General features: G+C 44.2%; 17 protein-coding genes. 11 read left to right on the top strand and 6 right to left on the bottom strand.

Going from position 1 to position 23,845, the window contains the following annotated elements; genetic code table 11:
* The first annotated feature begins 209 nt into the window (after positions 1 to 209).
* The 7 genes from AAC853_RS06525 to AAC853_RS06495 all read left to right on the top strand — a co-directional run bounded on the left by AAC853_RS06525 (position 210) and on the right by AAC853_RS06495 (position 5,759).
* On the top strand, positions 210 to 371 hold the full coding sequence (locus AAC853_RS06525; RefSeq protein WP_340614012.1) for a hypothetical protein: 162 nt from the start codon (positions 210 to 212) through the stop codon (positions 369 to 371).
* A 282-nt stretch (positions 372 to 653) separates the two neighbouring features.
* Entirely contained in the window at positions 654 to 2,186 is a 1,533-nt protein-coding gene (locus AAC853_RS06520) for an amino acid adenylation domain-containing protein (protein WP_340614011.1), read from the top strand.
* A gap of 4 nt (positions 2,187 to 2,190) precedes the next feature.
* Positions 2,191 to 2,451 (top strand): phosphopantetheine-binding protein, encoded by a 261-nt coding sequence (locus tag AAC853_RS06515; RefSeq protein WP_338804345.1) that lies wholly within the window; start codon positions 2,191 to 2,193, stop codon positions 2,449 to 2,451.
* A 24-nt stretch (positions 2,452 to 2,475) separates the two neighbouring features.
* On the top strand, positions 2,476 to 3,417 hold the full coding sequence (locus AAC853_RS06510; RefSeq protein ID WP_340614010.1) for a chlorinating enzyme: 942 nt from the start codon (positions 2,476 to 2,478) through the stop codon (positions 3,415 to 3,417).
* Positions 3,418 to 3,429: 12 nt separating this feature from the next.
* Positions 3,430 to 4,116 carry an alanyl-tRNA editing protein gene (locus tag AAC853_RS06505; protein WP_340614009.1) on the top strand — a complete coding sequence of 229 codons (687 nt, stop codon included), beginning with the start codon at positions 3,430 to 3,432 and terminating at the stop codon, positions 4,114 to 4,116.
* Positions 4,106 to 5,017 (top strand): DMT family transporter, encoded by a 912-nt coding sequence (locus AAC853_RS06500; protein WP_340614008.1) that lies wholly within the window; start codon positions 4,106 to 4,108, stop codon positions 5,015 to 5,017. The genes AAC853_RS06505 and AAC853_RS06500 overlap by 11 nt, the downstream gene beginning before the upstream one ends.
* Positions 5,010 to 5,759, top strand: coding sequence for a thioesterase II family protein (locus AAC853_RS06495; RefSeq protein WP_338804341.1), 750 nt, complete (start codon positions 5,010 to 5,012; stop codon positions 5,757 to 5,759). Before AAC853_RS06500 ends, AAC853_RS06495 begins: the two co-directional genes overlap by 8 nt.
* A gap of 385 nt (positions 5,760 to 6,144) precedes the next feature.
* Here the strand turns inward: AAC853_RS06495 and AAC853_RS06490 are convergent, their stop codons facing one another.
* On the bottom strand, positions 6,145 to 6,435 hold the full coding sequence (locus AAC853_RS06490; RefSeq protein WP_340614007.1) for a carboxymuconolactone decarboxylase family protein: 291 nt from the start codon (positions 6,433 to 6,435) through the stop codon (positions 6,145 to 6,147).
* A gap of 116 nt (positions 6,436 to 6,551) precedes the next feature.
* Complete coding sequence (locus AAC853_RS06485; RefSeq protein ID WP_340614006.1) at positions 6,552 to 7,760, bottom strand: RNA-guided endonuclease InsQ/TnpB family protein; 1,209 nt, start codon at positions 7,758 to 7,760, stop codon at positions 6,552 to 6,554.
* Positions 7,761 to 7,782: 22 nt separating this feature from the next.
* Here AAC853_RS06485 and tnpA point away from each other — a divergent pair, with 22 nt between their 5' ends.
* Positions 7,783 to 8,199 carry an IS200/IS605 family transposase gene (gene tnpA / locus AAC853_RS06480; protein WP_338885501.1) on the top strand — a complete coding sequence of 139 codons (417 nt, stop codon included), beginning with the start codon at positions 7,783 to 7,785 and terminating at the stop codon, positions 8,197 to 8,199.
* Between the two features lie 57 nt (positions 8,200 to 8,256).
* Here tnpA and AAC853_RS06475 read toward each other — a convergent pair whose 3' ends face one another.
* Together AAC853_RS06475 and AAC853_RS17800 are read right to left on the bottom strand one after the other, a co-directional pair.
* On the bottom strand, positions 8,257 to 9,219 hold the full coding sequence (locus AAC853_RS06475; protein WP_422824186.1) for an MFS transporter: 963 nt from the start codon (positions 9,217 to 9,219) through the stop codon (positions 8,257 to 8,259).
* Entirely contained in the window at positions 9,213 to 9,467 is a 255-nt protein-coding gene (locus AAC853_RS17800) for a hypothetical protein (protein WP_422824185.1), read from the bottom strand. Before AAC853_RS17800 ends, AAC853_RS06475 begins: the two co-directional genes overlap by 7 nt.
* 462 nt (positions 9,468 to 9,929) lie before the next feature.
* Between AAC853_RS17800 and AAC853_RS06470 the strand changes: the two genes are divergently transcribed.
* Complete coding sequence (locus AAC853_RS06470; protein WP_338804338.1) at positions 9,930 to 10,841, top strand: LysR family transcriptional regulator; 912 nt, start codon at positions 9,930 to 9,932, stop codon at positions 10,839 to 10,841.
* Positions 10,842 to 10,982: 141 nt separating this feature from the next.
* Here the strand turns inward: AAC853_RS06470 and AAC853_RS06465 are convergent, their stop codons facing one another.
* Positions 10,983 to 11,600, bottom strand: coding sequence for a substrate binding domain-containing protein (locus AAC853_RS06465; RefSeq protein WP_340614169.1), 618 nt, complete (start codon positions 11,598 to 11,600; stop codon positions 10,983 to 10,985).
* 45 nt (positions 11,601 to 11,645) lie between these two features.
* Here AAC853_RS06465 and AAC853_RS06460 point away from each other — a divergent pair, with 45 nt between their 5' ends.
* Together AAC853_RS06460 and AAC853_RS06455 are read left to right on the top strand one after the other, a co-directional pair.
* Positions 11,646 to 11,891 (top strand): hypothetical protein, encoded by a 246-nt coding sequence (locus AAC853_RS06460; protein ID WP_340614005.1) that lies wholly within the window; start codon positions 11,646 to 11,648, stop codon positions 11,889 to 11,891.
* The gene (locus AAC853_RS06455; protein WP_338804335.1) at positions 11,870 to 12,274 is read left to right on the top strand and encodes a hypothetical protein; all 405 of its coding nucleotides are present in this window, start codon (positions 11,870 to 11,872) and stop codon (positions 12,272 to 12,274) included. Before AAC853_RS06460 ends, AAC853_RS06455 begins: the two co-directional genes overlap by 22 nt.
* Before the next feature lie 220 nt (positions 12,275 to 12,494).
* On the opposite strand, the gene AAC853_RS06450 is transcribed toward AAC853_RS06455, so the two are convergent.
* On the bottom strand, positions 12,495 to 23,831 hold the full coding sequence (locus AAC853_RS06450) for a non-ribosomal peptide synthetase (protein ID WP_422824184.1): 11,337 nt from the start codon (positions 23,829 to 23,831) through the stop codon (positions 12,495 to 12,497).
* Positions 23,832 to 23,845: the final 14 nt, after the last annotated feature.

Raw genomic sequence — 23,845 nt, 5'->3', positions numbered from 1 at the left:
TTCAATGAGATGACCTATAACCTCAGCTTGGTCAAAGGCTAGTGAAAGGGATGACAGAGCAGTTATAGGGTGGTGTCGCAAGCCCTATGTCATGATTTGGAAACAAAAGCGTTATCACTCAGGGATAGGCATTCGGACATTGGGTGCCCATCCTCCCTTCGCAATATGTTATAAAACCTACCGACGTAAGTAAAACAATGACTATAACGATGCTCAGACAATTTCTGAGGCCTGCCAACATGGCACAATCCTCCAGTAAGAGTAAAAGCCTTGAACAGCGAGATGAGCAAACTTTTTTGAAAATGCGGCGACTTGTGGTGGAAGAAAAAACGCAACTGATCAACCATATCCGTAAATTGTTGGCTGAATAGGCTCTTATTAGACCCACTGACGTTGAAAGGTTTCGCGATATTTTATATTTTAATTGAAGACCAGCATTATTAAAGACATAAACTCCCAAAAACAGAAGAATTATGTTACTGGAATTTTTGCTTCTTATGTTTACAGCAAAAGTTAAAATTATAGTGTTCTTGAACTGGTTTATTAATTGTTTAAGAGCAATCTTTTAATGTTGTGGTGTTAAATGAAACAATAATGAATGAGTGAGAATTACACGTCTTTGTTAAAGCGGTTTTTACTATAGGAGGTTTTCTGTGACCGAGTCTTTATCAATGGAATGTAATAAAAAAACAATGCTAAGCCGATTTTTTATTGCTGCTAAAAAATATCCAGAAAGAATAGCAATTAAAGAGAATAAAAGGGAACTGAGTTACCACGGATTACAAAATTTTATTATAAACATATCTAATGAATTACAAAAGAAAGGAGTTAAGCCAGGTGATAAAGTCGCTGTAGAACTTTCTCATTCTGTAGAATTGATAGCTACTTTATTAGCAGTGCAATATGTTGGAGCAGCATATATTCCAATTGATAAAAAAGCACCTAAAGAAAGAAATAATTTAATTATTAATGATGCTTGTCCAGTTTTAATCATCAATGATGACAGTTCAATTTTACATCATAGATGTGAAACAGAAAATACTAATTTCATGATTAATACTACACCAATGTCTATAGTATATGACGAATCATTATTACAAGAAACTGCATATATAATATATACATCTGGAACTACTGGCACCCCAAAGGGAGTTCCAATTACTCACGAAAATTTACTCTCATTATTTAATGCAACAGAATGTTTTTATCGTTTCAATGAGACTGATATTACACTTTTATATCATTCTTATGCATTTGATTTTTCAGTATGGGAAATTTGGTCTGTTTTAGCCTATGGTGGCAGGTTAGTGATACCAGATGAAGAGACACGAATAACGCCATATAAGTTGGCTAAATTAGTTAAAGATGAAAAAGTTACTCTACTAAACCAAACACCGACGGCATTTTCTATTAATTCCCGTGCCCTTGCTGAATTCGGAATGGAAGAATTATCATTGCGTTTTATTATCTTTGGAGGAGAGAGATTAAACTTTCAAGCATTGAGAAATTGGTATAAACAGTTTGGTTTTAACTCACCTCAATTAGTTAATATGTATGGTATTACTGAAACTACCATTCACGCAAGTTGGCATGTTGTTAATGAAAATGATTTAGAAAATTTTGAATCCACTATAGGATATCTATTACCTGGATTCGATTATGCTATTCGCCCAATAAGTGATGATAACGTAACTAACAAAAAAAGTGGTGAGCTTTTATTATCAGGTCATCAAGTAACTAAAGGATATTTAAACGATGAAACTAAGAACAAGGATAAGTTTATTTGGTTAGAAAACAATGGCATTTGGCATCGATATTACTGCTCTGGTGATTTAGTTTCTTATAACAAGAAAGGTGAATTAGTTTATTGTGGTCGATGTGATCAGCAAGTGAAAATAAATGGTTATAGAATCGAAATTGGAGAGATTGAATCAGTTCTAGCTAGATATGAAAAAATAAATGACATTTCAGTAATAGCTTCATATTCTGAAGTTAGTCGTGACTATTTGATTTGTTTTTTTACCTCTTCCACATCAGAAAAAGAATCCATTGGAGCTTTAACTAATTTAGCAAAAGAAAATTTACCAATATATATGAGACCATTGCGTTATAGAAAAATAGAAACCATACCTAAAACAATTAATGGGAAAATTGACAAAAAACTAATTTTAAATTACTTGGAGTAAATAAATGATAGATAACAATATATTAACTAATGAAAGCGATATAAAATTAAAAGCATTAGATAGATATCTTTCCTTATTGGGAAGTATGTTAGAAAAAACAGTTAAATCTAATGATGATTTTATTGATGTTGGCGGTCATTCCATGATAGCAGTCTTATTAAATGAGAAAATAAAGAATGAATTCAATTTAATTTTGTCTATGGAGAAGCTTTTTAACGCTACGCTGTATGAAACATTTATTGAATCTACTTATATAAATAAATAATCAATTTTAAATAGGAAGTTTGTTATGTATCTTAAACTTAATAAAGAGCAATTAAATAATTTTCATAAAAATGGATTTATTGGTCCATTGACCATTTATTCCAAAGAAGAAGTGAATAAAGTGTGGAATGATGTTCGCCGCCAACTTCCTGATCGTAGTTATGCAGCATATCCTACTGATTCATATGGAGCAGCAACTAATATTTCGAACTACGATCGTCACTTAGATCTTGACTTACTTAGTCGACATATTATCCACCCTAAAATAATTGCTCCTGTTTCAAGCATTTTAGGAGATGACGTTTTATGCTGGAGAACTGAGTTTTTCCCAAAATATCCAGGAGATGAGGGGACAGATTGGCATCAAGCTGACACTTTCGCGAATGCCAGTGGTAAACCTCAAATTTTATGGCCAGGAGAAACAGAAGAGCAATTCGGTAAAGGAACATTAACGGTTTGGACTGCATTTACAGACGCCACAATTGAAAATGGTTGTTTACAAATCATTCCTGGTACTCATGTCAAAATGAATTATGATGAAACTAAATCAATGGAATATCAAAGCGATATTGTCAATAGTTTAACTAAGGATGGTATTCATCGTGGTTTTTTTGGTTACGATTATCGGCAATTGCAAATTGATCCAGACTGGAAGCCCGATGAAACTCAAGCCGTTTCTCTAGAAATGAAAGCAGGTCAGTGTGTGATCTTTTGGTCCACATTGATGCATGCCTCTCATCCAAATATGACTAAAGATAATTTCCGTATGGGGTTTGTAGCCCGTTATGCTCCCAGTTATGTGGATATCTATCCCAATACTGACCATGTTTACGAATATGGCGGGAATATACCTCTTGATAAATTTGGTTGTGTGATCGTATCAGGAAAAAATCGTAATAATAACAATCGCGTCATTTCTCATAACTTACGTGGACAACCGTTTACTCCGTTATTTACACAATTATAAAAGGCATTTTTTATGACACAAATTCAGCGCTATCTGGACGATACGTATTGTTTTTTCTGCACGAGCGAAATTATTGCGAGTGGTTCTGATGATTGGGGGAATTGGTTTATTCTAAAAGAGAATATTTTTCATCCGCAAGGTGGCGGTCAGCCGTCTGATATTGGGTGGGTGAATGATATATCTGTTAAAATCAGAAAACAGCCTACTAGCAGCCAGGTAGCTATCTATCCTGAATTACCTCTTCGCCATTCGCTGGGAGATAAAGTGATATCCAAAGTCTCGGTGGCAGACCGTATTTCTCACGCAGCATTACATACTACGGGTCATTTGCTGAACTGGGAATTGCGCCAATATGGTTGGATCGCTACTAAAGGCCATCATTTTCCTGGAGAATCACGAGTAGAATTTTCTCCAACAGGAGACCAAACCATACCGTTACATCAATTACCACTACAGGATATTGAAGCAGCTATTAGAATTAAATTATCTGATGGGAAGCAGGTAAAGACTTGGTATGAAGGCGACATCCGTTTGTGTTTAATTGAAGGCACTGAACCTGCCCCTTGCGCTGGTACACATGTTGATAATCTTAAAAAAATCAATGAATTTTCTATTAAATCAACCAAAGTCAAAAAGGGGATTCTGCGTATCAGCTATGACGCCAGCCATATTTTTTTGAGGTCAGACCATGCCTCGTAAGCAATTATCGAACACAGAGCTGTATCTTTTAGATTTAGGATTACTGGTTATTGCCTTGTCTTGGGGGGCGAGTTATTCCCTGATGCAGCTCATCATTCAAGCTGGTGTCACTGTACCGCTGTTTCTCATGCTTCGCTTTGCGTTAGCTGTACCGTTTATATTTATTGGTGCTCAAATACGCTTGCGTAAGATTACCCAAGGAGAATTAGTTAACGGCATACTATTTGGTGGTTTATTGTACGCTATTTTGACATTAGAAACGCTGGGCGTGAAATATACGACGGCGGCTAATGCTGGGTTTCTTATTGCATTATCGGTAGTAATAGTGCCGTTCTTTGAGCGTGTATTTGGAAAACGTAAGCAAAGTAAATTGATTTACTGTACTTGCCTCTTATCTTTAGTTGGTGGAGGAATATTAAGTTTCGCCAATACGGGTAATTTCGGGGTTAATAAGGGAGACTTGCTCATCCTACTGGCTGCTTTGATTCGTGGTTTCCAAATTTTCATGTTTGGTAAACAAACAGCAAGTAAACCCTATTCATTGATTAATATCACTCTGATTGAGTTGGTCACCGTTTCTCTATTAGGGTTCATTTTTGTTTTAACCATTGAACCTGTTTCATTACGCTTTATCCCTGCGATCTCTCTTAATGCCTGGGGATACATTTTATTTTTAAGTGTGATGGCAACTGCCTTTGCATTCCTCATGCAACTTTATGCTGCCAAAACAACGAGTCCGACACGAGTAGGATTAATTTTGTCTCTGGAACCCGCTTTTGCGGCTCTATTTGCCATCATACTGATGGGGGAATCTATTGGTATTTTAAAAGGTATAGGAGGAGCGATTATAGTCTTTTCAGCTTTATTAGGGCGTATTGCCGAAGGGAGACGTTATGAATAATCAACGCCTTCAATTATTGATGTTTCATCATGCTGGCGGTAATTCATCCATATTTTCGGATTTTGCCAAACGTTGTTTTGATGATTTCAACGTCATTCAACTTGAAATGCCCGGGCGGGGGCGTCGTCGTCATGAACCATTAATGTATTGTGTTGATCATGTTATTAAAGATTTTGCATCACAAGTCCCACCTCAAGGTGATATTGTATTATTTGGATATAGCTTAGGGGCATATATTGCCTATGTAATGGCCTCATATTGCCGTAAGCTATCACCTAAAAGAAAGATTATCTTAGTCGTGATTTCTAATGAACCTATACATTGTCGTCGTAAATTCTCCTTAGGAGCTGGGGAATTCACTCATCAACAATTACTAAAATTTACAACAAAATTAGGTCAACTTCCTAAATGGTTACGGGAAGAATCTACAATGTTGCAAAGTTTTTTAAATGTATTGGAAGCAGACTTATGTGTTGCTAATTCGATTAGTGCAGAATTGTCTTCTCCATTGAACGATATTCCAATTTTAGTGGTTTATGGAAATAATGATCCACTATTGCCAACGCCTCCTTTACGTTGGCGGGAATGTACTCAAAAAACATTTAATATTATTGAGGTATCTGGGGATCATTTTATCTTGTCTGAACAAGAAACTCAGATATACAAAATAATGAAGGATTTTCTTAATAAAGTGGCATTTGACCGTCAACCATCAAGGAAAAATGATAGCGACCAAAAATAGTTTCGTACTGTCTTTTCATAACGGTGTTGCACTTATTATGTGAATGCAAGGTTAATTATCATTCATCAACTATAAATATAACTAATGTAAATATTACTTTGAAGATATCGTCTATTACCATTAACGGTAATTTTGAAAATAACATATACTCACCTTTTATAATATCTTTTTTCAGAAGCTAATCTGATGATTAAAAAGGTAATAGATCCAACCAGATGGTAATACCAAAATCATTGTATTTTTGACTAAAAAAGGTGTCACAAATACCAATGTAAAAAATTAAAATAATACTGACGCACTGTTCTTTCCTTCTCTGGTTTGTCTGCTAAAAAACACTATGTCAATCAAGAAAGCTATTTTTATCTAACTGAATCCTTGTATGTAATTAACCCCTTAATGCAGTTGGAAAATTATTTTCTGTAGCAGCAATAGCAGAACGGTATGCCGTTAATCCATTCATACATGCCGGTATTCCCGCATAAACTGCCATCTGTATAACAACCTCAAGTAACTCTTCAGGTGTTACCCCAATATTAAGCGCCCCTCGCATGTGTAACTCCAACTGTTGCGGAGCATTACCAAGACTCACTAAAGCAGCAACAGTGAGCATTTCACGGGTCTTAAGATCAAGACCTGGGCGACCGACCACTGAACCAAATGCATAATCAGTAACCAAGTAGGGTAAGTTTTCATCTAATTCTTTAAGGCGATTGATTACTTTATTGGCTAGGCCTTTTTCTAACTGATTCTTGACATCCTCCCCGCCCTAAAGGACGGGGATTCCTACAGCGTTCAGACCGAAGCCTGACTCACCTCGGTGGGTTCCTGCTTCAACGGGCGGTCTGACTGCACCCTCCCTCCACAGGCAAGCACGGCATGTCCTGCCGCTAAAATATTACGTGCGGCGTTTACATCCGCGTTCGCGGTGTAGCCGCATACCTGACACACGAATTGACTTTGCCTCTGACGGTTTTCTTTCGCCGTATGACCACAGCAGGCACACCGCTGGCTGGTGTATGCCGGAGGTATCGCCACTACCTGACCACCGCGCCAGAGCTGCTTGTACTCAAGCTGACGGCGCATTTCATGCCAGCCTTGATCCCGTATCGAGCGGTTCAAGCCTGATTTGCCTTTGACGTTTCTTCCGTGCTTCTCTGCCGTGCCTTTTGCCGATTTCGACATGTTACTGACCTTCAAGTCTTCAATGACGATCATCGCGTGGTTTTTGCTGATTTCACGGGTGACTTTGTGAAGGTAGTCGCGCCGGATATTGGCAATGTGTGAGTGCAAGCACTGGATTTTCCGTTTTTGTTTCTGCCAGTTTGCGCTGAATTTTACTTTGCGACTCAACTGCCGCTGGAGTGTTGCCAGCTTACGTTGGTTTGCTTTGAAGCTGCTTACTGGCTGATATACCGTGCCATCTGAAAGCGTGGCAAGTTTTGTTACTCCGGCATCCAGTCCGACCATTGATTCTGCATTGTGAGCAGGGTCAGTCACTTCGTATTCAGTCTGGATACTGACGTACCATTTGCCGCATGACTGGCTGACCGTGACGTTTTTCACTTCGCCAATGACTTCACGGCTGTTGCGATAGCCTATCCACCCTAACTTTGGCAACGAGATTCGACTGTTGGGCTGATCGAGCTTCACGCCCTGCGGGTAGCGGAATGAGTCATGTTGACCACGTTTTTTGAAGCGGGGGAATGCAGCCCGCTTCTGGAAGAAATTTTTGTAGCCGCGCTCCAGATCTTTCAGTGACTGCTGCAACGGTTGCGAGGGAGATTCTTTCAGCCATTGTGTTTCAGGTAAGGATTTCCACTCAATCAGCCATGAAGCCATTTTGGTGTAAGGGAGATATTTATTCCCTGCTGCATGGTTCTCATTCTGGAGTGCCAGTGCACGGTTAAAAACGAAGCGACAAGCCCCTGCGAAGCGTCGCATATCGCGCTCCTGCTGACCATTTGGTCTTAACTGGAATTTGAAGGCTTGAAATCGTATCATGACTATCATTATACTTTGGTCTATGACAAAAGAAACTGATATTCGACGCGGAAGACACTGTGTTTTCCTGATGCACGTCCACTTGGTATTCGTCGCCAAGTATCGACGAAAGATATTCGATCTTGATGCCATCGAAAAGCTACGCAGCTACTTTAGTAGCGTATGTGCTGATTTTGGTGTTGAACTGGTTGAAATGGACGGCGAATACGACCACGTGCATTTGCTGATCAACTACCCGCCAAAGCTCGCAGTATCGAATCTGGTCAACAGTCTTAAAGGCGTTTCCAGCAGGCTGCTTCGGCGTGACCGTCCAGATATTGCTCTACGCTATTACTACAAAGGCGTTTTGTGGACACCGAGCTATTTTGCAAGTAGTTGCGGAGGTGCGCCGATCTCGATCATCCGGCAATACATCGAGCAGCAGAAAACACCAGGTTAGTCGGAAAACCGCGCCTGATAATGTCCCGACCATGATTTGTCAATTCAGTACCTTGTTTCATATAGCTTTCTCCGTAAGAGTGTTACTGGTGGAAATGTTGGAAGGGATCGTAGAGATAATAAGTATGGACAGAGCGATTACAGCACCTGCGATCACAAAGAGTGCATGAAATGACAACACTGAGACCATCCAAGCTCCCACTAAAGCCCCCATTCCGATTGCTCCGTTAAAAAACGAAACATAAACCGCAGATGCTGGAAACGTTTTATCGCCGGCCAGACGGAGAACCCAGGTTTGGAAGCCCACGAAAATCCCAGAAATTGCGACGCCCCATAAAACTATCGCTATCAGGATATCTGTGCGGGATAGTGATTCTGCTCTGATACCTAAGATCAGAAGAACAATCCCGATAAGCAAAGCAGACAGTGTGACCGTAGTTTTAAGGTGTTTATCAATGACAATGCCCGTCAGGAAATTACCGCCTAAACCTGCAATACCATAAATGAATAAGATTGTAGGGATGAAATCCTTCGAAAATATTGGTTGCGCATTGAGCCAGGGTTCGATGAAAGTAAACGCAGCAAAGTGTGCTGTAATAGCAAGTAATGTGGCCGCATAAATTTTCCACTGTATGGCTGAACTCAACACACTTTTTAAGGCGTTAATACCAATTGTACTTTTAGTTGTAACTTTAGGAACAAGAAGCATGATGCCAAAGAATGCAACCACACTCAGTAGTGCCATCAACCAAAACGCTTGGCGCCAACCAAAGTGCAAACCGATATAGTTAGACAAAGGGACACCCAATACGCTGGCGGCTGAAACTCCACCAAAGACAATTGATGTTGCTGTACCCAGATACTTTATCGGAACCATTGCTACCGTTGTCGCACCTATCATCGCCCAAAAAGCACCATGGGCTACAGATCCAATAACACGGGCAACCAAGAGCACTTCAAATGAATCAATGGTTGCAGACAAGATATTTGATACAGCCAAGATGATTGTCAGCGTTAACAACAGGATCTTTTTGGGGAAATTTCCCAAAAAACAGACGCAAAAAGCGCACTTAATGCCCCACCCCATGCGTACAGTGATACCGTCATCCCAATGCTGGACTCTGAAGTATTAAGGCCATCTGCTATCGGTGTCAGCAGGCCAACAGGAGCCAGTTCAGTCGTCACAATAGTAAACGTTGATATTGAAAGAATAAACAAAGCTAACCATGTCCTAAACGACATTTCAGGATCTTTAATTTTTGATGTCATGAATTACAACCTTTGAATAGATGTTAAATGTTGCCCCATTCTTCCATCTTCACATAATCAAAGAAATTTTCATTGGAGCTTACATATACTGGTTTTATGAGCGTAATTCGAGAAGTTCATGAACTGTACGCCACAAAAGTATTATTTTTTAGAACTCTTATTTAGCCCTTCAAATATCAAAATACTACGATGAATTTTCATGAGAATTGTTAATTTTGTAATTCATTTTTGATATCACTAAATAGGTTTTCATCATACTGATGAGTATCAGATGTTGGAGTTCCTTACCTCGCACGGGGTAGGAAATACGCCTATCATTTTGAAACGCTATTTAGCCTTATTATTCGCACTCAATAATTTACAAATTATTTGCATAAAATTTAAATTGATATAATGTGAAAAAATGAGCGGATAATGTGTTTGTCATTCAATATGCCACTCAATTAATGGAATGGAGAATTTGTGGACAACATTAATAATAAGCTACCCAGCATAAAACAGTTACAATGTTTTTTAGCCGTTGCTCAAGAGCTTAATTTTAGAAGGGCAGCAGAAAGGCTACATATGACACAGCCTCCCCTGACTCGTCATATCAAATGCCTCGAAGAAACTCTCGGTTGTGATCTTTTTACCCGGAATACTCATGAAGTTCATCTGACAAACAACGGGTTGATGCTGGTTGAAAAAGCAACACACCTCATCAATGAATTCACTCTGTTCATGCGTGAAATTAAAAATGAGGAAGTTTATTTACGTATTGGACTTACTTGTACGCTAAATTTTAACAATATATCGGAGCTCCATAATAAGATTAAAGCTCTTATGACAGGAGATGAAATTGACACACCGCATCTGGTTTCTAGCCAGCTCTTACATTTTCTTGCAAAAGGTAAAATGGATATTGTTATTATAGGAGAGAAGAGTCTACATAATGAACATGATCTTAAATTTTACTGGCTCTACCGTGAACCCCTTTTGCTTGCAATGCCGTCTTCTCATCCCGCTAGTCTGAAAGAAAAAGTTTCTCTTACAGAGGTTTCAGATCTCCCCCTTTTTTGGTTTTCAAGAAATGCAAATCCTATTTTTTATGACAAATGTGAAAATTATTTTCAACAATTACCGTTCTTATTAAAGAGATGCAAGGAACCTGATGATTCACTGGTCATGCTTTCTGATATTTCAAGAGGAAAAGGAATGGCGCTCATGCCCCGTTCTATATGTATTTCTAATCAAAAAGGACTTTGTTACAGAGAATTAGATGACGTTGCTGCTCAATCTTTGAATATTGATGTCTATGCAGTCATACGTAAGAGTGAAACCAGAGAAATAGTCATTAATAGTTTAAACAGTTTACTTAATAATAAAGAGAACTAAAACAGTATTATTGAAGTGATCAATAAAAATTGGTTACTTCAAATTGAGCGATATACTCCCTTGAATTGAGAATGAAGACTGTTTATTTTTAGTCCATTTTCTCACTCTCCTTGATCCCAAAATTATCACTATTTTTATTGCTCACATAACCAGGTTTTCTAATAGATAATCTATAAAAAGACGATTCTTACGTTGAAGTTGCACATTATTTGGAAATACAATCGATATTTCCTGCTTTGGTAGATGATATTCAGGGAAAAGCTCGACCAAAGTACCAGATGCTATATCCCCATTGATAAACCATTCTGGTAGTATGGATACGCCTAAACCAGACAAGGTTAGGGAGCGAATTGCAGAAATATTATTTGAGGCATATTTCACTTTCCCACGGACATTGATCTTGGGATAAATAGGATGATTTAATTCCCATTGAGTTGGGTTTTGTAAGTTAGTGTTGGCAATCCAGTTAACTTTATTCAGATCTATTGGTTCAATAACGGAGTTTTGTTCGATCCAATCTGGGGCAGCCACTAGTTTAATTTTATAAGTAGCCAGATGCCTGCTTTTCAGTGTTGAATCATTTAATATCCCCAGTCGAATCGCAAGATCAATTCTCTCTGTAATTAAATCATTTAAAGTTGAGTCAGCAAAATAACCAACTTCTAATTGAGGATAAATTTTACAGAATTGACTGATTAAAGGAAGAAGAAATTTTTCACCAAACTCAACGGTGGAAGTAATACGTAATTTCCCAGCCAGAGAATGATGTCGTTCCGCAACATTATCAAAAGCATCCTTGCGCTAATGGATTTTACCAATGAAAAATTATCTCGTGCCAGTGTGATTTGGAATATCAATCGTCAAATGTCATTTAGTATTGGCACGGCGTTATTCACCATGATTTTTAATTTATTACAGCAAGGATCTATTTCTACTAATGCGTATCACTTAACTTTTATCCTTGCAGCGATAATCGGTTTATTACCTTTAACCATTCTGCATAATTTAAAAAAATATTCGGAGAAAATATGCGAAAACAAAAAGAGTTAATTGCCTGCCAAAGTGTTATTGATATTCATCAATGGATTGAAAATGTTTTTACCAATAAACAGGAAGATAATTCTGACTCATTGAATAAACTACTAAATAGTTTTACCCCTGATTTTACTATGATCACTTTGGCTGGTCAGCATGTCTCATTAAATCAAGTAAAAGAAATGTTTGTTAACAGTATGGGTTCCAGACCAAATTTTAAAATTGAAGTTGATAACTGTACTGTGATCGCATTCAGTAAAGAATATGTTGCCGTGCGTTATCGTGAAAAACAGACCAAAGATGGCAATACGAATTACCGTTGGTCATTGGCAGTTATCTCATTCCATAATGATCATCCTCAATGGCATTATTTACATGAAACAGCAATTTCAGAATAAATTTTTATTCAGGCATGGCTAAATATCCAATTATTCAAGTAAATAGGTTTTCATAATACTGAGAGTATCAGATGTTGTACCCCGCGCGGAGCGCGGGGTAAGAAATACGCCTATCATTTTGAAACGATATTTATATTAATCCCAAAAAAATAGGCGAGACCAACCATGCTGGTCTCGCGCACAATAATCAGACTAATTTATATTGATATTATCACTGACATCACACCGCCTCCGCTTCACACGTCGTTGCCAACGCCATACTTAAGGTTTTAGCCAAAATGACTTTATTTTTACTCTCCTCCATCAGGCTAAAGTGGTCACCTGGTACAGAGATTAGCTGGAGCAAATAATCAGGCATGATCTGCTTCCAGCCTAACGACGGTTCCATACTCAAAGAGGGTAATGCGGATCCCGTAACGAAAGGAAGTTGCGGATAAGGTTCTGTCGCATAGAACTGGTGGAGCGTTATCGCCAATGTTTGTGGTTCATACTCTTTGACCATTTGCACATAATTTCCCATCTGTTCCCAACGTCTTGCGATCAAGTCAGGATGCAGGTTTGCCGGGTATAGTCCCAATTCCTGCGCTGCGGCAATAAATTGCACCAAATTCAGTTTATCAATTCTCTGATGCAATACCGCAATCTCCTCTTCATATTCCCCGCCCAACTGTTTTGCCAGTTCAACAAGAAAGTGGAGTTTTGGTTGAATAACTTGCTGCTTGAAGCAGTGAGGAGCAGGCGTATCAATCAAACCCAGAAAATCGACGGTCTCACCGGCATTTAAAAGTTGCTGGGCAATGGCATAGGCCAGTACGCCACCAGAAGAGTAACCGTAGATCCGGTATCGGCCTTCCGGTTGAACAGCCTTCATAAAGGTGATCATTTTGGCAGCCAACTCCTCAAGATCCGATATTGCCTCGTCATTGATGGACGGACAGGGCAGGGCATAAATCGGATAGTCAGACTGAATATGTTTTGCTAATCCAAAGACATAGGAGTAATCGTACATACCACTAGGCACAAAGAATAACGGCGGTTCCGTTCCGAAGGGTCGCACAGGTATCGCGCTGCTTTGCGGCTGGGACAGTGGATCTAATGTGATTTTTGATACCAGTTCAGCCAGCACAGGGAATTGGAATAGGTTATTCAATGTACACATCAAACCACGACCTGCGGCAAGGTTTATCATCCGCATAGCAAGCAGCGAGTGTCCCCCCAACGCAAAGAAATTGTCATATCGGCCTATTTGCTCAACCTCCAACAATTCACGCCAGATAGCAGCCATTGCGATCTCAACCTCCCCCTGCGGCGCTTCATAGGCTTGATGAACAAAGGCATTCTGATCAGGCTCCGGCAGTGCCTGACGATCCAACTTACCGTTAGGACTTAACGGAAATGCATCCAGACGGACAAAAGCAGCCGGCACCATGTAGTCAGGCAACAGTGCCCTCAAATGGCTATACAAACAGGTTGTCAGGCCATCATCCGCCGGTGCCACCACATAAGCTACCAGACGTTTATCCTGCCCCTCACCCAAAGCCAGGACGATAGCTTCACGCACGGTCGGGTACTCCATCAGCCGAGCTTCGATCTCACCCGGCTCAATACGGAATCCCCGAATTTTCACTTGCTGGTCATTACGGCCAATAAATACTAAGTTACCATCCGGCAAGTAACGGGCCAAATCACCGGTGCGGTACATCCGTGCATCCGGTATCTGACTAAAAGGATCCGTCAGGAAACGTTCAGCCGTCAGATCAGGGCGATTGAGATAGCCACGTGCTACACCATCACCACCAATATACAACTCGCCGACCGCTCCCAGTGGAACCGGCTGGCCGCAATCATCCAGCAGATAAACACAAGTGTTGGCTGTCGGACGTCCGATAGGCGTTAATGTATCGATATAATCTGCCGGACAACGCCAGGTGGTGGCACATACCGTGATTTCTGTCGGACCGTAGGCATTGAACAGCGTGGCTCGGCCACACAGTGACTGAAGTAGCGCAGCACCAGGAGCTTCTCCGCCCAGTATCAATGTTGGCCTTATGTTTATCTCTGGTAAATCTGCGCCATCCCTGAGCAAAGCCGGGGGCAGGCAGGCATGAGTCACCACCTGTTCTTCCAGATAATGCCAAAGGCGGAGTGGATCCTGACGAACCGCGTCGACAGGAATATCCAAGGTGGCACCACCACACAATGCCATCATGATTTCCCAGACGCTGGCATCGAAACTAAATGAGGCGAATTGCAACATCCGGCTATGAGAATGAATGTCAAACTGGCTGATTTTATCTCGGATAAGGTTGACCAACCCACGATGTTCAACCATCACTCCTTTCGGCATACCGGTCGAGCCAGAAGTATAAATCACATAGGCCAGATGCCGTGGAGTTAACGCTGGGATCTGCGGATTGTTATCCGGTTGGTCAGACAGAGTATTCGGGTCAAGTACGGTTAATTTCGCCAGTGCTTCGTCACCCAATGCAGCACGCCCGATATTATCCGCCAGTACTACCAACGGAGCAGCATCATTCAGCATATACGCCAGACGATCACCCGGATAGGCGGGATCCAGTGGTACGTAGGCGCCACCCGCTTTCAGTACTGCCAATAGCGCCACCACCATCGCTGGCGAACGGGTCACACAAATCACCACCCGCTGATCCGGTACTACCCCCAGAGAGATAAGCTGATGAGCGAGTCGGTTGGCCTGAACATTCAGTTCCGCATAGCTGAAGATATGCTCCCGATGTCTCATCGCTGTAGCATTTGGGGTTTTCTCCACCTGTTGCTCAACCCACTGATGGATACACATTTGCTCGGAATAGGCTATTTCCGTCGCATTCCGCGTTTCCAGCAACAACTTACGTTCCGCCGGCGACAAAATATCAATTTCCCTGACGGGTTGTTGTGGATTAGCCACCATGACTTGCAATACGGTGTGCAGATAACCCACATACCGCTCGATTGTCTGTTGATCAAACAAGGCCGTTGCATAATTCAGAGTACCTGCAATTCTGCCTTCTTCCTCAAACAGGTTAAGTTCAAGATCAAACTTAACCACATCAAAACCCTGATCAACCGGCAAGACTTCCAGCTCTGGCAATTTCCACTCTATTCTCTCATTGTTCTGCCAGGCAAACATCACCTGGAACAGCGGGGTATGCGCCAGTCTGCGCGGTGGTTGCACAATTTCCAGCACCTGTTCAAACGGCAGATCCTGATTATCCTGTGCTGCCAACGCAGTTTGCCGTACACGCGCCAGTAATTCCGCCACATCCGGCGTGCCCGATAAGTCTATACGTAAAGCCAATACATTGACAAAGAAGCCCACCAAGGATTCAATTTCCTGACGACCACGGCCAGCAAAAGGTGTGCCGATAACGAGATCACTCTGGCCTGACAGACGTGACAGAACCATCGCCCAAGCTGACAGGATGGTTATGAATAACGTTGTCCCTTGCTGTTCACTCAGGCGCTTGAGGGATTTCGTTAACACTTCATCCAGATTGATAGGCAATGAACTCCCTATAAACGATTGCTGGGGGGGACGTGGCCGATCGGTTGGTAAATCAAGCAGTACCGGTGTACCAGCCAACATGGTACGCCAACAGTCAGATTGGGACTGTAAGCGCTCACCCGAAAGCCACTGACGCTGCCATGCCGCATAATCAGGATACTGAATCATCAACGGCGGTAGTGGATCAGGTTGACCGGTCACAAAAGCTGTATAGAGGGCACTTAGCTCTGTGTTCAGTATTCCCAAAGACCAGCCATCAAAAATAATATGATGTAAGATCAACAAAAATACATAATCATTGTCCGCCAGCTGTATCAAACTGGAGCGGATTAATGGCCCCTGTGCAAGATCAAACGATCGCCCAAACTCCTCCATACACAAACGTTTAAGTTGTCCATCCGCATCAGGTACGCCGCGCAGATCATATTGCTTCATGGATAGACCGGGTTCAGGCGGTAATAGCTTGACTTGGGGTTGGCCATCAACCGTCACAATGACAGAACGCAAAGCTTCGTGGCGGGCAAACAGCGCATTCAGCGCCTGCTGCCAGGCAGCGATATCAAACTGACCACGCACACGCTGTATTACAGGAATATGGTAAGTATCACTCACCCTTTCAAACTGCGAAATGAACCACAAATGATGTTGGCTAAACGACAGTGGCAGAACACTCTCGCGAGATACCGGAGTAATCTCAGGCAACCTGTCACTATCCTCATTACATTGTGCGTAAATTCTCTCCGCAAAAGCAGCCAGAGTAGGTGCCATAAACAAGGTAACAAGCGGAAGCTCAGCACCGAAAGCGGCTACACGGTTCATCACTCGCGCAGCCATCAATGAATGTCCCCCCAACGCGAAGAAATTATCATGTCGACTAATCTGCTCAACCCCTAACACCTCACGCCAGATAGCCGCTAATGCCGTTTCTACTTCCCCTTGTGGCGCTTCATACACCTGACGGGCAAAGTCTTCCTCTCCCGGAGCTGGCAATGCCCGACGATCCAACTTGCCGTTAGAAGTTAGCGGGAAAGCGCTCAAACAGACGAAAGCCGCCGGCACCATATAATCAGGTAACAGGGCACTCAAATGCTCACGCAGGCTCGCAGCCAATCCGTCATGCGATTCTGCTAACACATAAGCGACCAAACGTTTATCCTGCCCATCACCCAGCGCTAATACCTGCGCTTCACGTACCGCAAAATGTTCTGTCAGCCGAGCTTCAATTTCCCCCGGCTCAATTCGAAAACCACGGATTTTAATTTGCTGGTCATTACGCCCCACAAATTCCAGATTGCCATCCGGCAGATAGCGGGCTAAATCGCCGGTTCGATACATGCGCGCCGCCGGTTTATCACTAAAAGGATCCGCCAGGAAGCGTTCAGCTGTGAGTTCAGGCCGATTCAAATAACCACAGGCAACACCGTCTCCACCAATATAAATTTCACCGATCGCCCCCAGTGGCACTGGTTGGCCATAAGCGTTCAATAAATAGAGGCGTGTATTAGCGATGGGTCGGCCAATAGGAAGTTTTGTCATCCCTTCCGGCAATTCAGTGATACGGTATGTCGTGGTAAACGTTGTTCCCTCACTCGGCCCATAGCCATTCAATAACTGCTGAGGTGGGCTATTACGCAGGACTTGAGCGATCACATGCGGATTTAGAACATCCCCTCCGACAATCAAGATATTGATCTGTGGGAGAACCGCAGACAACTCTGCTGCCAGTCGGTTAAACAATCCAACCGTCAGCCATAGGACAGTGATCCGGTGAACTTGTAAACTCTGAACAAACGCCTGTGGCGTCAATAAAGTCGCGTGGTCGATGACCACCAGCGTGCCGCCATTGAGCAAAGGCGTCCAGACTTCGAAGGTACTGGCGTCGAAAGCCGGGTTAGCGGTAAAGGCCACTCGGTCAGCCTGTCCGGTTTCAGCATAACCATTATTGATAACTAACCGAACCACCGCCCGATGAGGCACTACCACGCCTTTGGGTGTACCAGTAGAGCCAGAGGTATACATGATATACGCCGCTCCCGTGCTGGAAGCAGGTAAATCAAGATTGGGGCGATCTTCTTCCCTGATGGTGCTCATCTCACCAGAGAAACGAAATATCGGCACAGTCAGGAGGTCAGCCGAAATATCAGCCCACATATCGGTGAGCAGCAATTTGGCTGAACAATCTTTTATCAACCAGTTCTTCCGCTCGTCCGGTACACCCGGATCAATCGGGACATACACCGCACCCGCCTTGAGAATAGCTAACTGAGCCACGACCAGCTCAATAGATCGCTCTAACAAGAGCGCAACATGTTCCCGCGGATAAACTCCTTGCTCAATTAACTGACGAGCCAGTTGGTTAGCACGGATATTTAATTCCGCATAGCTAATGGCTTGGTTTTCATAGACCAATGCCGTGGCGTCCGGGGCATTCTCCACCTGTTGTTCAAACAATTGATGAATGCACAGTTGATCAGGATAGGGTGTTTCGGTCGTATTCCAGGTTTTCAGCAATAATGTGCGCTCTGTTTCCGGCAAAATTTCCAACATCTGTACCGGCGTTTCTGGCGTCTGTTCAAGTGCGTCTACCAGACTCTCCAGAGCCTGCTGCATGTAACCGCATATCCTTTCTGGATCAAAAGGTTGCACTACCTGAGTCGTCAGCCCCAAATCGGAACCACCATCTTCTACCGACAACACAAACGGGTAGTTAGTCCGTTCCTGTGCCCCAAGGAATTCAATTCCGCTGATGATCTCATCTGATGTGATTGGCTGGGTATTATGCCGATAATTTAACAGCGCATTGAACAGCGGTGTCCCACTCGCTACCCCACTGCAACGTTGAGCCAGCGCCAGTGATGCATGTTCATGCGCTAATAGCCCTGCCAATCGGTTATGGGCAGCCTGTACGCTCTCTCGCACCGGAGTTTCATCGATATCCAACCGTAACGGCAAGGTATTAATAAACAGCCCCATGCCATTGTCGGCACCTTCGCCAGCCTGCATACGCCCAAACAGCACTGTGCCAAATACCACTTGCCTCTGACCACTGGTACGCGACAATACCTGCGCCCAGGCCAAATGGCACAGCGCCGCCACACTGACGCCCAAACGCCGAGCCAAATTACGCAGGCGGTTATTCAGTGCAGGCGGCAGCATTCTGTGCGATTCTGTCACCTGTGAGCCGTCATGGTGTACTTCCGTCAATCCGAATGGCAGCGTAGGCTCATCCACCGCCGCCAGCATATTGGTAAAGAAGCGGGTATGTTCTTCCTGACTGATCCCCAATCGCGACTGAGCGACCAAAGTACGAAAAGGTACTGGCGCAGGCAAACTGTCTCCCCGTCCGGTAAGATACGCCTGCACTTCGGTGTTCATCACTTCCAGCGTGGTATGGTCACCAATGAGGTGATGTAACAGTTGCAACAAGATCCAGCGGCCATCAATATCCTGTGCAATAACAAAGCGCAACAACGGTGCCTGACTCAGATCAATACGATACTGGCACGGATCAAAGCGTTGGAATAGTTGGTCACTGATCGCGCCGTCAGCCGGATTGAGTGTCAATTCTGTGATGAATAAGGGAACTTGACGACAAACCACCTGAGCCGGAGCGGATAATCCCTCCCAAATAAAAGCGGTTCGCAGGATATCATGGCGATCAACCACCTGTTGAACGGCGGCCAGATAACGATCCAGCAAAGACCGATCGGCAAACATCTGTTGGGTTAACAGAAGATAAGGATCGCCTTCATTTGCCAGCAAATGGTGGAATAAAATGCCATCCTGTAGCGGAGACAAGGCATAGATATCTTGAATGTTAGCCATCCCACCCGATATCTGATCAACAATACAGTCAATTTCACCCTGACTGAGGTTAATCAGCGGCAACATCTCCGGTGTTAACACGGACGTATCCGGTGTAATACGGTTCTCAGGCACCTTGATCTCACAATGCTGAGACAAAGACTGAGCCAGCACACTCAATGTCGGATGCTGGAATAACGCTTGTACCGAGATACCCAACCCCATACACCGCAAACGCTCAATCATCCACACTGCCAACAGGGAGTGCCCCCCCAGAGCAAAGAAGCTGTCGTGCCGGCTGATCTTCTCAACTTCCAGCAATTCACACCAAATGGCCGCTAATGCTATTTCTATCTCCCCTTGCGGGGCTTCATAGACCTGACGGGCAAAGGCTTTCTCGCCTGGTGCGGGTAGCGCCTGGCGATCCAGCTTGCCGTTTGGCGTCAGCGGAAACGCATCCAGACGTACAAAAGCCGTCGGCACCATATAATCCGGCAACCGCGCACTCAAATGTTCACGCAGACTGGCGGCCAATCCATCATCGGTTTGCGCCACCACATAAGCCACCAAGCGTTTATTCTGTCCATCACCCAACGCCACGACCAATGCTTCACTCACCAACGGGTGTTCAGTCAACCGAGTTTCAATCTCTCCCAATTCAATTCGGAAGCCACGGATTTTAACTTGTTGGTCATTACGGCCAACAAATACCAAATTGCCATCCGGCAGGTAACGAGCCAAATCTCCGGTGCGGTACATCCGTGCATCCGGTATCTGACTAAAAGGATCCATCAGGAAACGTTCAGCCGTCAGATCAGGGCGATTGAGATAGCCTCGGGCTATACCCACACCGCCAATATGTAACTCGCCTACGGCACCCAGCGGCACCGGCTGACCATGTTTGTCCAATAGATAGACGCGTTTGTTCACTGTCGGTCTACCGATGGGAATTAATCCCCCTGTATAGTCTGACGGGCAATTCCAGGTGGTAGCGCAAACGGTGATTTCCGTCGGGCCATAGGCATTAAATAGCGTGGCCTGGCGGTTTAATGTCTGGATTAGCGTCGGACTAGGTGCTTCACCGCCCAGTATCACGGTTGGCTTTATCGTCAGCATGGGTAAATTCGCACCATCCCGCAGCAGCGCAGGTGTCAAACAAGCGTGCGTCACCGATTGCTCTTCCAGATAATGCCAGAGAAGGTGCGGGTCTTGCCGGATTGTTTCCGTCGGAATAACCAGCATAGCCCCACTGCCCAACGTCATCATGATTTCCCAGACGCTGGCATCGAAGCCAAATGAGGCAAACTGCAACATCCGGCTGGTGACACCAATATCAAACTGAGCAATGTGTTCCAGCGTCAGGTTAACCAGACTCTGATGTTCAATCATCACCCCTTTCGGTCTGCCAGTGGAGCCGGATGTGTAGATCACATACGCCAGATGCCGTGAGGTGAGATTAGGGATCTGTGGGTTATTGTCTGACTGATCCGGCAGAGTATTTGGATCGAGTACAGTTAACGTCGTCAGTGCTTCTTCACCCAATGCAGCCCGTCCAATATGATCCGCCAGCAAAACTGTTGGCGCAGCATCAGTCAGCAGGTAAGCCAGACGTTCGCCCGGATAAGCCGGATCTAATGGCACATATGCCCCGCCCGCTTTCAACACCGCCAGCAATCCCACGATCCTCTCCAGTGATCGGGTCACACAAATGGCTACGGGTTGATCGGGGATGACACCTAATGCCATCAGTTGATGTGCTAATCGGTTGGCACGGGCATTCAATTCAGCATAGCTGAGCGTCTGGTTTTCATACCTTACCGCTATCGCATTTGGGGTTCGCTCTACCTGTTGTTCAATCAACTGATGAATACACAATTGTTCAGGATATGGCGCTACGGTTGCATTCCAGGTTTCCAGCAACAACTGGCGCTCTACGGGTGCCAGAATATTCATTTCCCCGACTGGCTGCTGAATATCCGCGACCATCGCTTGCAGTATTGTGTGCAAATATTCAACGTGTCGTTCGATTGTCGATTGATCAAACAAAGCGGTTGAGTAACCAAGATAACCGACAATCCGGTCTTCCTCTTCAAACAAGTTAAGTTCAAGATCAAATTTAACGACATCAAGGGCCTGCTCGAACGGTGAAATTGTCAGCCCCGGCAATCGCCATTCCACAATCTCATTGCTCTGCCAGGCAAACATCACCTGAAACAACGGGGTATGTGCCAGCCTACGCGGTGGTTGTACGATTTCTACCACTTGTTCAAACGGCAAATCTTGATGCTCCTGTGCCGCCAGCGCGGTTTTCCGCACACGCGCCAGTAACTCCGTCACATTAGGCTCACCCGATAAGTCGATACGCAAGGCCAAGGTATTAACAAAGAAACCAATCAAGGATTCCACTTCCCGACGACTGCGACCGGCACAAGGTGTACCAATAACCACATCATCCTGACCTGACAGACGCGACAGAACTATTGACCAGGCTGATAGCAAGGTCATAAATAACGTGGCTCCCTGTTGTTCACTCAGACGCTTAAGAGATGCTGTTAACTCTGCGTCCAGATTGATAGGCCACAGGTTCCCGGCAAACAACTGTTCAGGCGGACGTGGTCGATCAGTTGGCAAATCCAGCAAAACTGGCGCGTCAGCCAATACCCTGCGCCAATAATCGGATTGAACCTGAATCCTTTCTGCAGAAAGCCACTGACGCTGCCATGCCGCATAATCAGGGTATTGGATCATCAACGGCGGCAATGGATTAGGTTGTTGGTTTAAACAGGCTGAATAAAGTGCATTTAGTTCTGATTTCAATATTCCTAAAGACCAGCCATCAGACACAATATGGTGTTGGGTCAGCAGGAAGACATACTCATCGTCAGCCAGTTGTATCAGAACAGAACGAATTAAGGGATCACAGGCAAGATTAAACGGCATTTTAGCTTCCTGCTCACACAAACGTTTAAGCTGTTCATCCACCTCAAGCACTTTACGTAAATCGTATTTTTTCATCGGCAAACCAAAGTCCGCCGGCAGGAGTTCAACCTGTGGCTGCTCATTTACCGTGATAAAAATGGAACGTAATGCTTCATGGCGCGCAAACAGGTGATTCAGCGCCTGCTGCCAGGCATGAATATCAAGCTGGCCCCGTAAACGCAGTGCTAGCGGAATATGGTAGGTATCACTCATCCCCTCAAACTGTGCCAAGAACCACAGACGCTGTTGTGCGAACGACAGGGGCAGCGCTCTATCATGGGGGGTCGGAGTGATGGCAGGCAATGCCCCACTTTGTTCATAAAGATGCTCATCAACCACCTTAGCAAAAGCCAGCAAGACAGGCGATTTAAACAATGTAGTCAGCGGCAGTTCGGCACCTAAAGCCGCGACACGGTTCATCACCCGCATCGCCAACAGCGAATGGCCCCCCAGAGCAAAGAAATTGTCATGCCGACTAATCTGTTCAACCCCTAACACCTCACGCCAGATAGCCGCTAATGCCGTTTCTACTTCCCCTTGTGGCGCTTCATAAACCTGACGGGCAAAGTCTTCCTCCCCCGGCATCGGCAATGCCCGACGATCCAACTTACCATTTGGCGTCAACGGGAATTCATCCAGACGGACAAAAGCCGCCGGCACCATATAATCAGGTAAGATTGCGCTTAAGTGGGTACGCAGGTTGTTGATTAATCCATCATCTGCTTGCGCTATGATATAGGCGACCAGCCGTTTGTCCTGCCCGTCACCTAACACCAGCACCGCAGCCTCACGCACCGCAGTGTACTCCTTCAAGCGCGCTTCAATTTCCCCCGGCTCAATCCGAAAACCACGGATTTTGACCTGCTGATCATTACGGCCAAAAAATTCCAGATTGCCATCCGGCAGATAGCGGGCTAAATCGCCGGTTCGATACATGCGTGCCGCCGGTTTATCACTAAAAGGATCAACCAGGAAGCGTTCAGCTGTGAGTTCAGGCCGATTAAGATAACCACAGGCAACACCGTCTCCACCAATATAAATCTCACCGATCGCCCCCAGTGGTACTGGTTGGCCATAAGCGTTCAATAAATAGAGGCGTGTGTTAGCGATGGGTCGGCCAATGGGAAGTTTTGTCATCCCTTCCGGCAATTCAGTGATACGGTATGTCGTGGTAAACGTCGTTCCCTCACTCGGACCATAGCCATTCAATAACTGCTGAGGTGGGCTATTACGCAGGACCTGAGCGATCACATGCGGATTTAGAA

It is taken from the genome of Xenorhabdus thailandensis, from assembly GCF_037996785.1.
Classification (GTDB): Bacteria; Pseudomonadota; Gammaproteobacteria; order Enterobacterales; family Enterobacteriaceae; genus Xenorhabdus; species Xenorhabdus griffiniae.
Note: the sequence above shows the minus strand (reverse complement) of the source record. Positions and strands in the feature narration are given on the sequence as shown.

Excerpts from the sequence above, each read along its gene's own strand:
- AAC853_RS06525 (WP_340614012.1), top strand. The coding sequence starts at position 210 with ATGCTCAGACAATTTCTGAGGCCTGCCAACATGGCACAATCCTCCAGT.
- AAC853_RS06515 (WP_338804345.1), top strand. The coding sequence starts at position 2,191 with ATGATAGATAACAATATATTAACTAATGAAAGCGATATAAAATTAAAA.
- AAC853_RS06510 (WP_340614010.1), top strand. The coding sequence starts at position 2,476 with ATGTATCTTAAACTTAATAAAGAGCAATTAAATAATTTTCATAAAAAT.
- AAC853_RS06505 (WP_340614009.1), top strand. The coding sequence starts at position 3,430 with ATGACACAAATTCAGCGCTATCTGGACGATACGTATTGTTTTTTCTGC.
- AAC853_RS06500 (WP_340614008.1), top strand. The coding sequence starts at position 4,106 with ATGCCTCGTAAGCAATTATCGAACACAGAGCTGTATCTTTTAGATTTA.
- AAC853_RS06495 (WP_338804341.1), top strand. The coding sequence starts at position 5,010 with ATGAATAATCAACGCCTTCAATTATTGATGTTTCATCATGCTGGCGGT.
- AAC853_RS06485 (WP_340614006.1), bottom strand. The coding sequence starts at position 7,760 with ATGATACGATTTCAAGCCTTCAAATTCCAGTTAAGACCAAATGGTCAG.
- tnpA (WP_338885501.1), top strand. The coding sequence starts at position 7,783 with ATGACAAAAGAAACTGATATTCGACGCGGAAGACACTGTGTTTTCCTG.
- AAC853_RS17800 (WP_422824185.1), bottom strand. The coding sequence starts at position 9,467 with ATGACATCAAAAATTAAAGATCCTGAAATGTCGTTTAGGACATGGTTA.
- AAC853_RS06460 (WP_340614005.1), top strand. The coding sequence starts at position 11,646 with ATGGATTTTACCAATGAAAAATTATCTCGTGCCAGTGTGATTTGGAAT.
- AAC853_RS06455 (WP_338804335.1), top strand. The coding sequence starts at position 11,870 with ATGCGAAAACAAAAAGAGTTAATTGCCTGCCAAAGTGTTATTGATATT.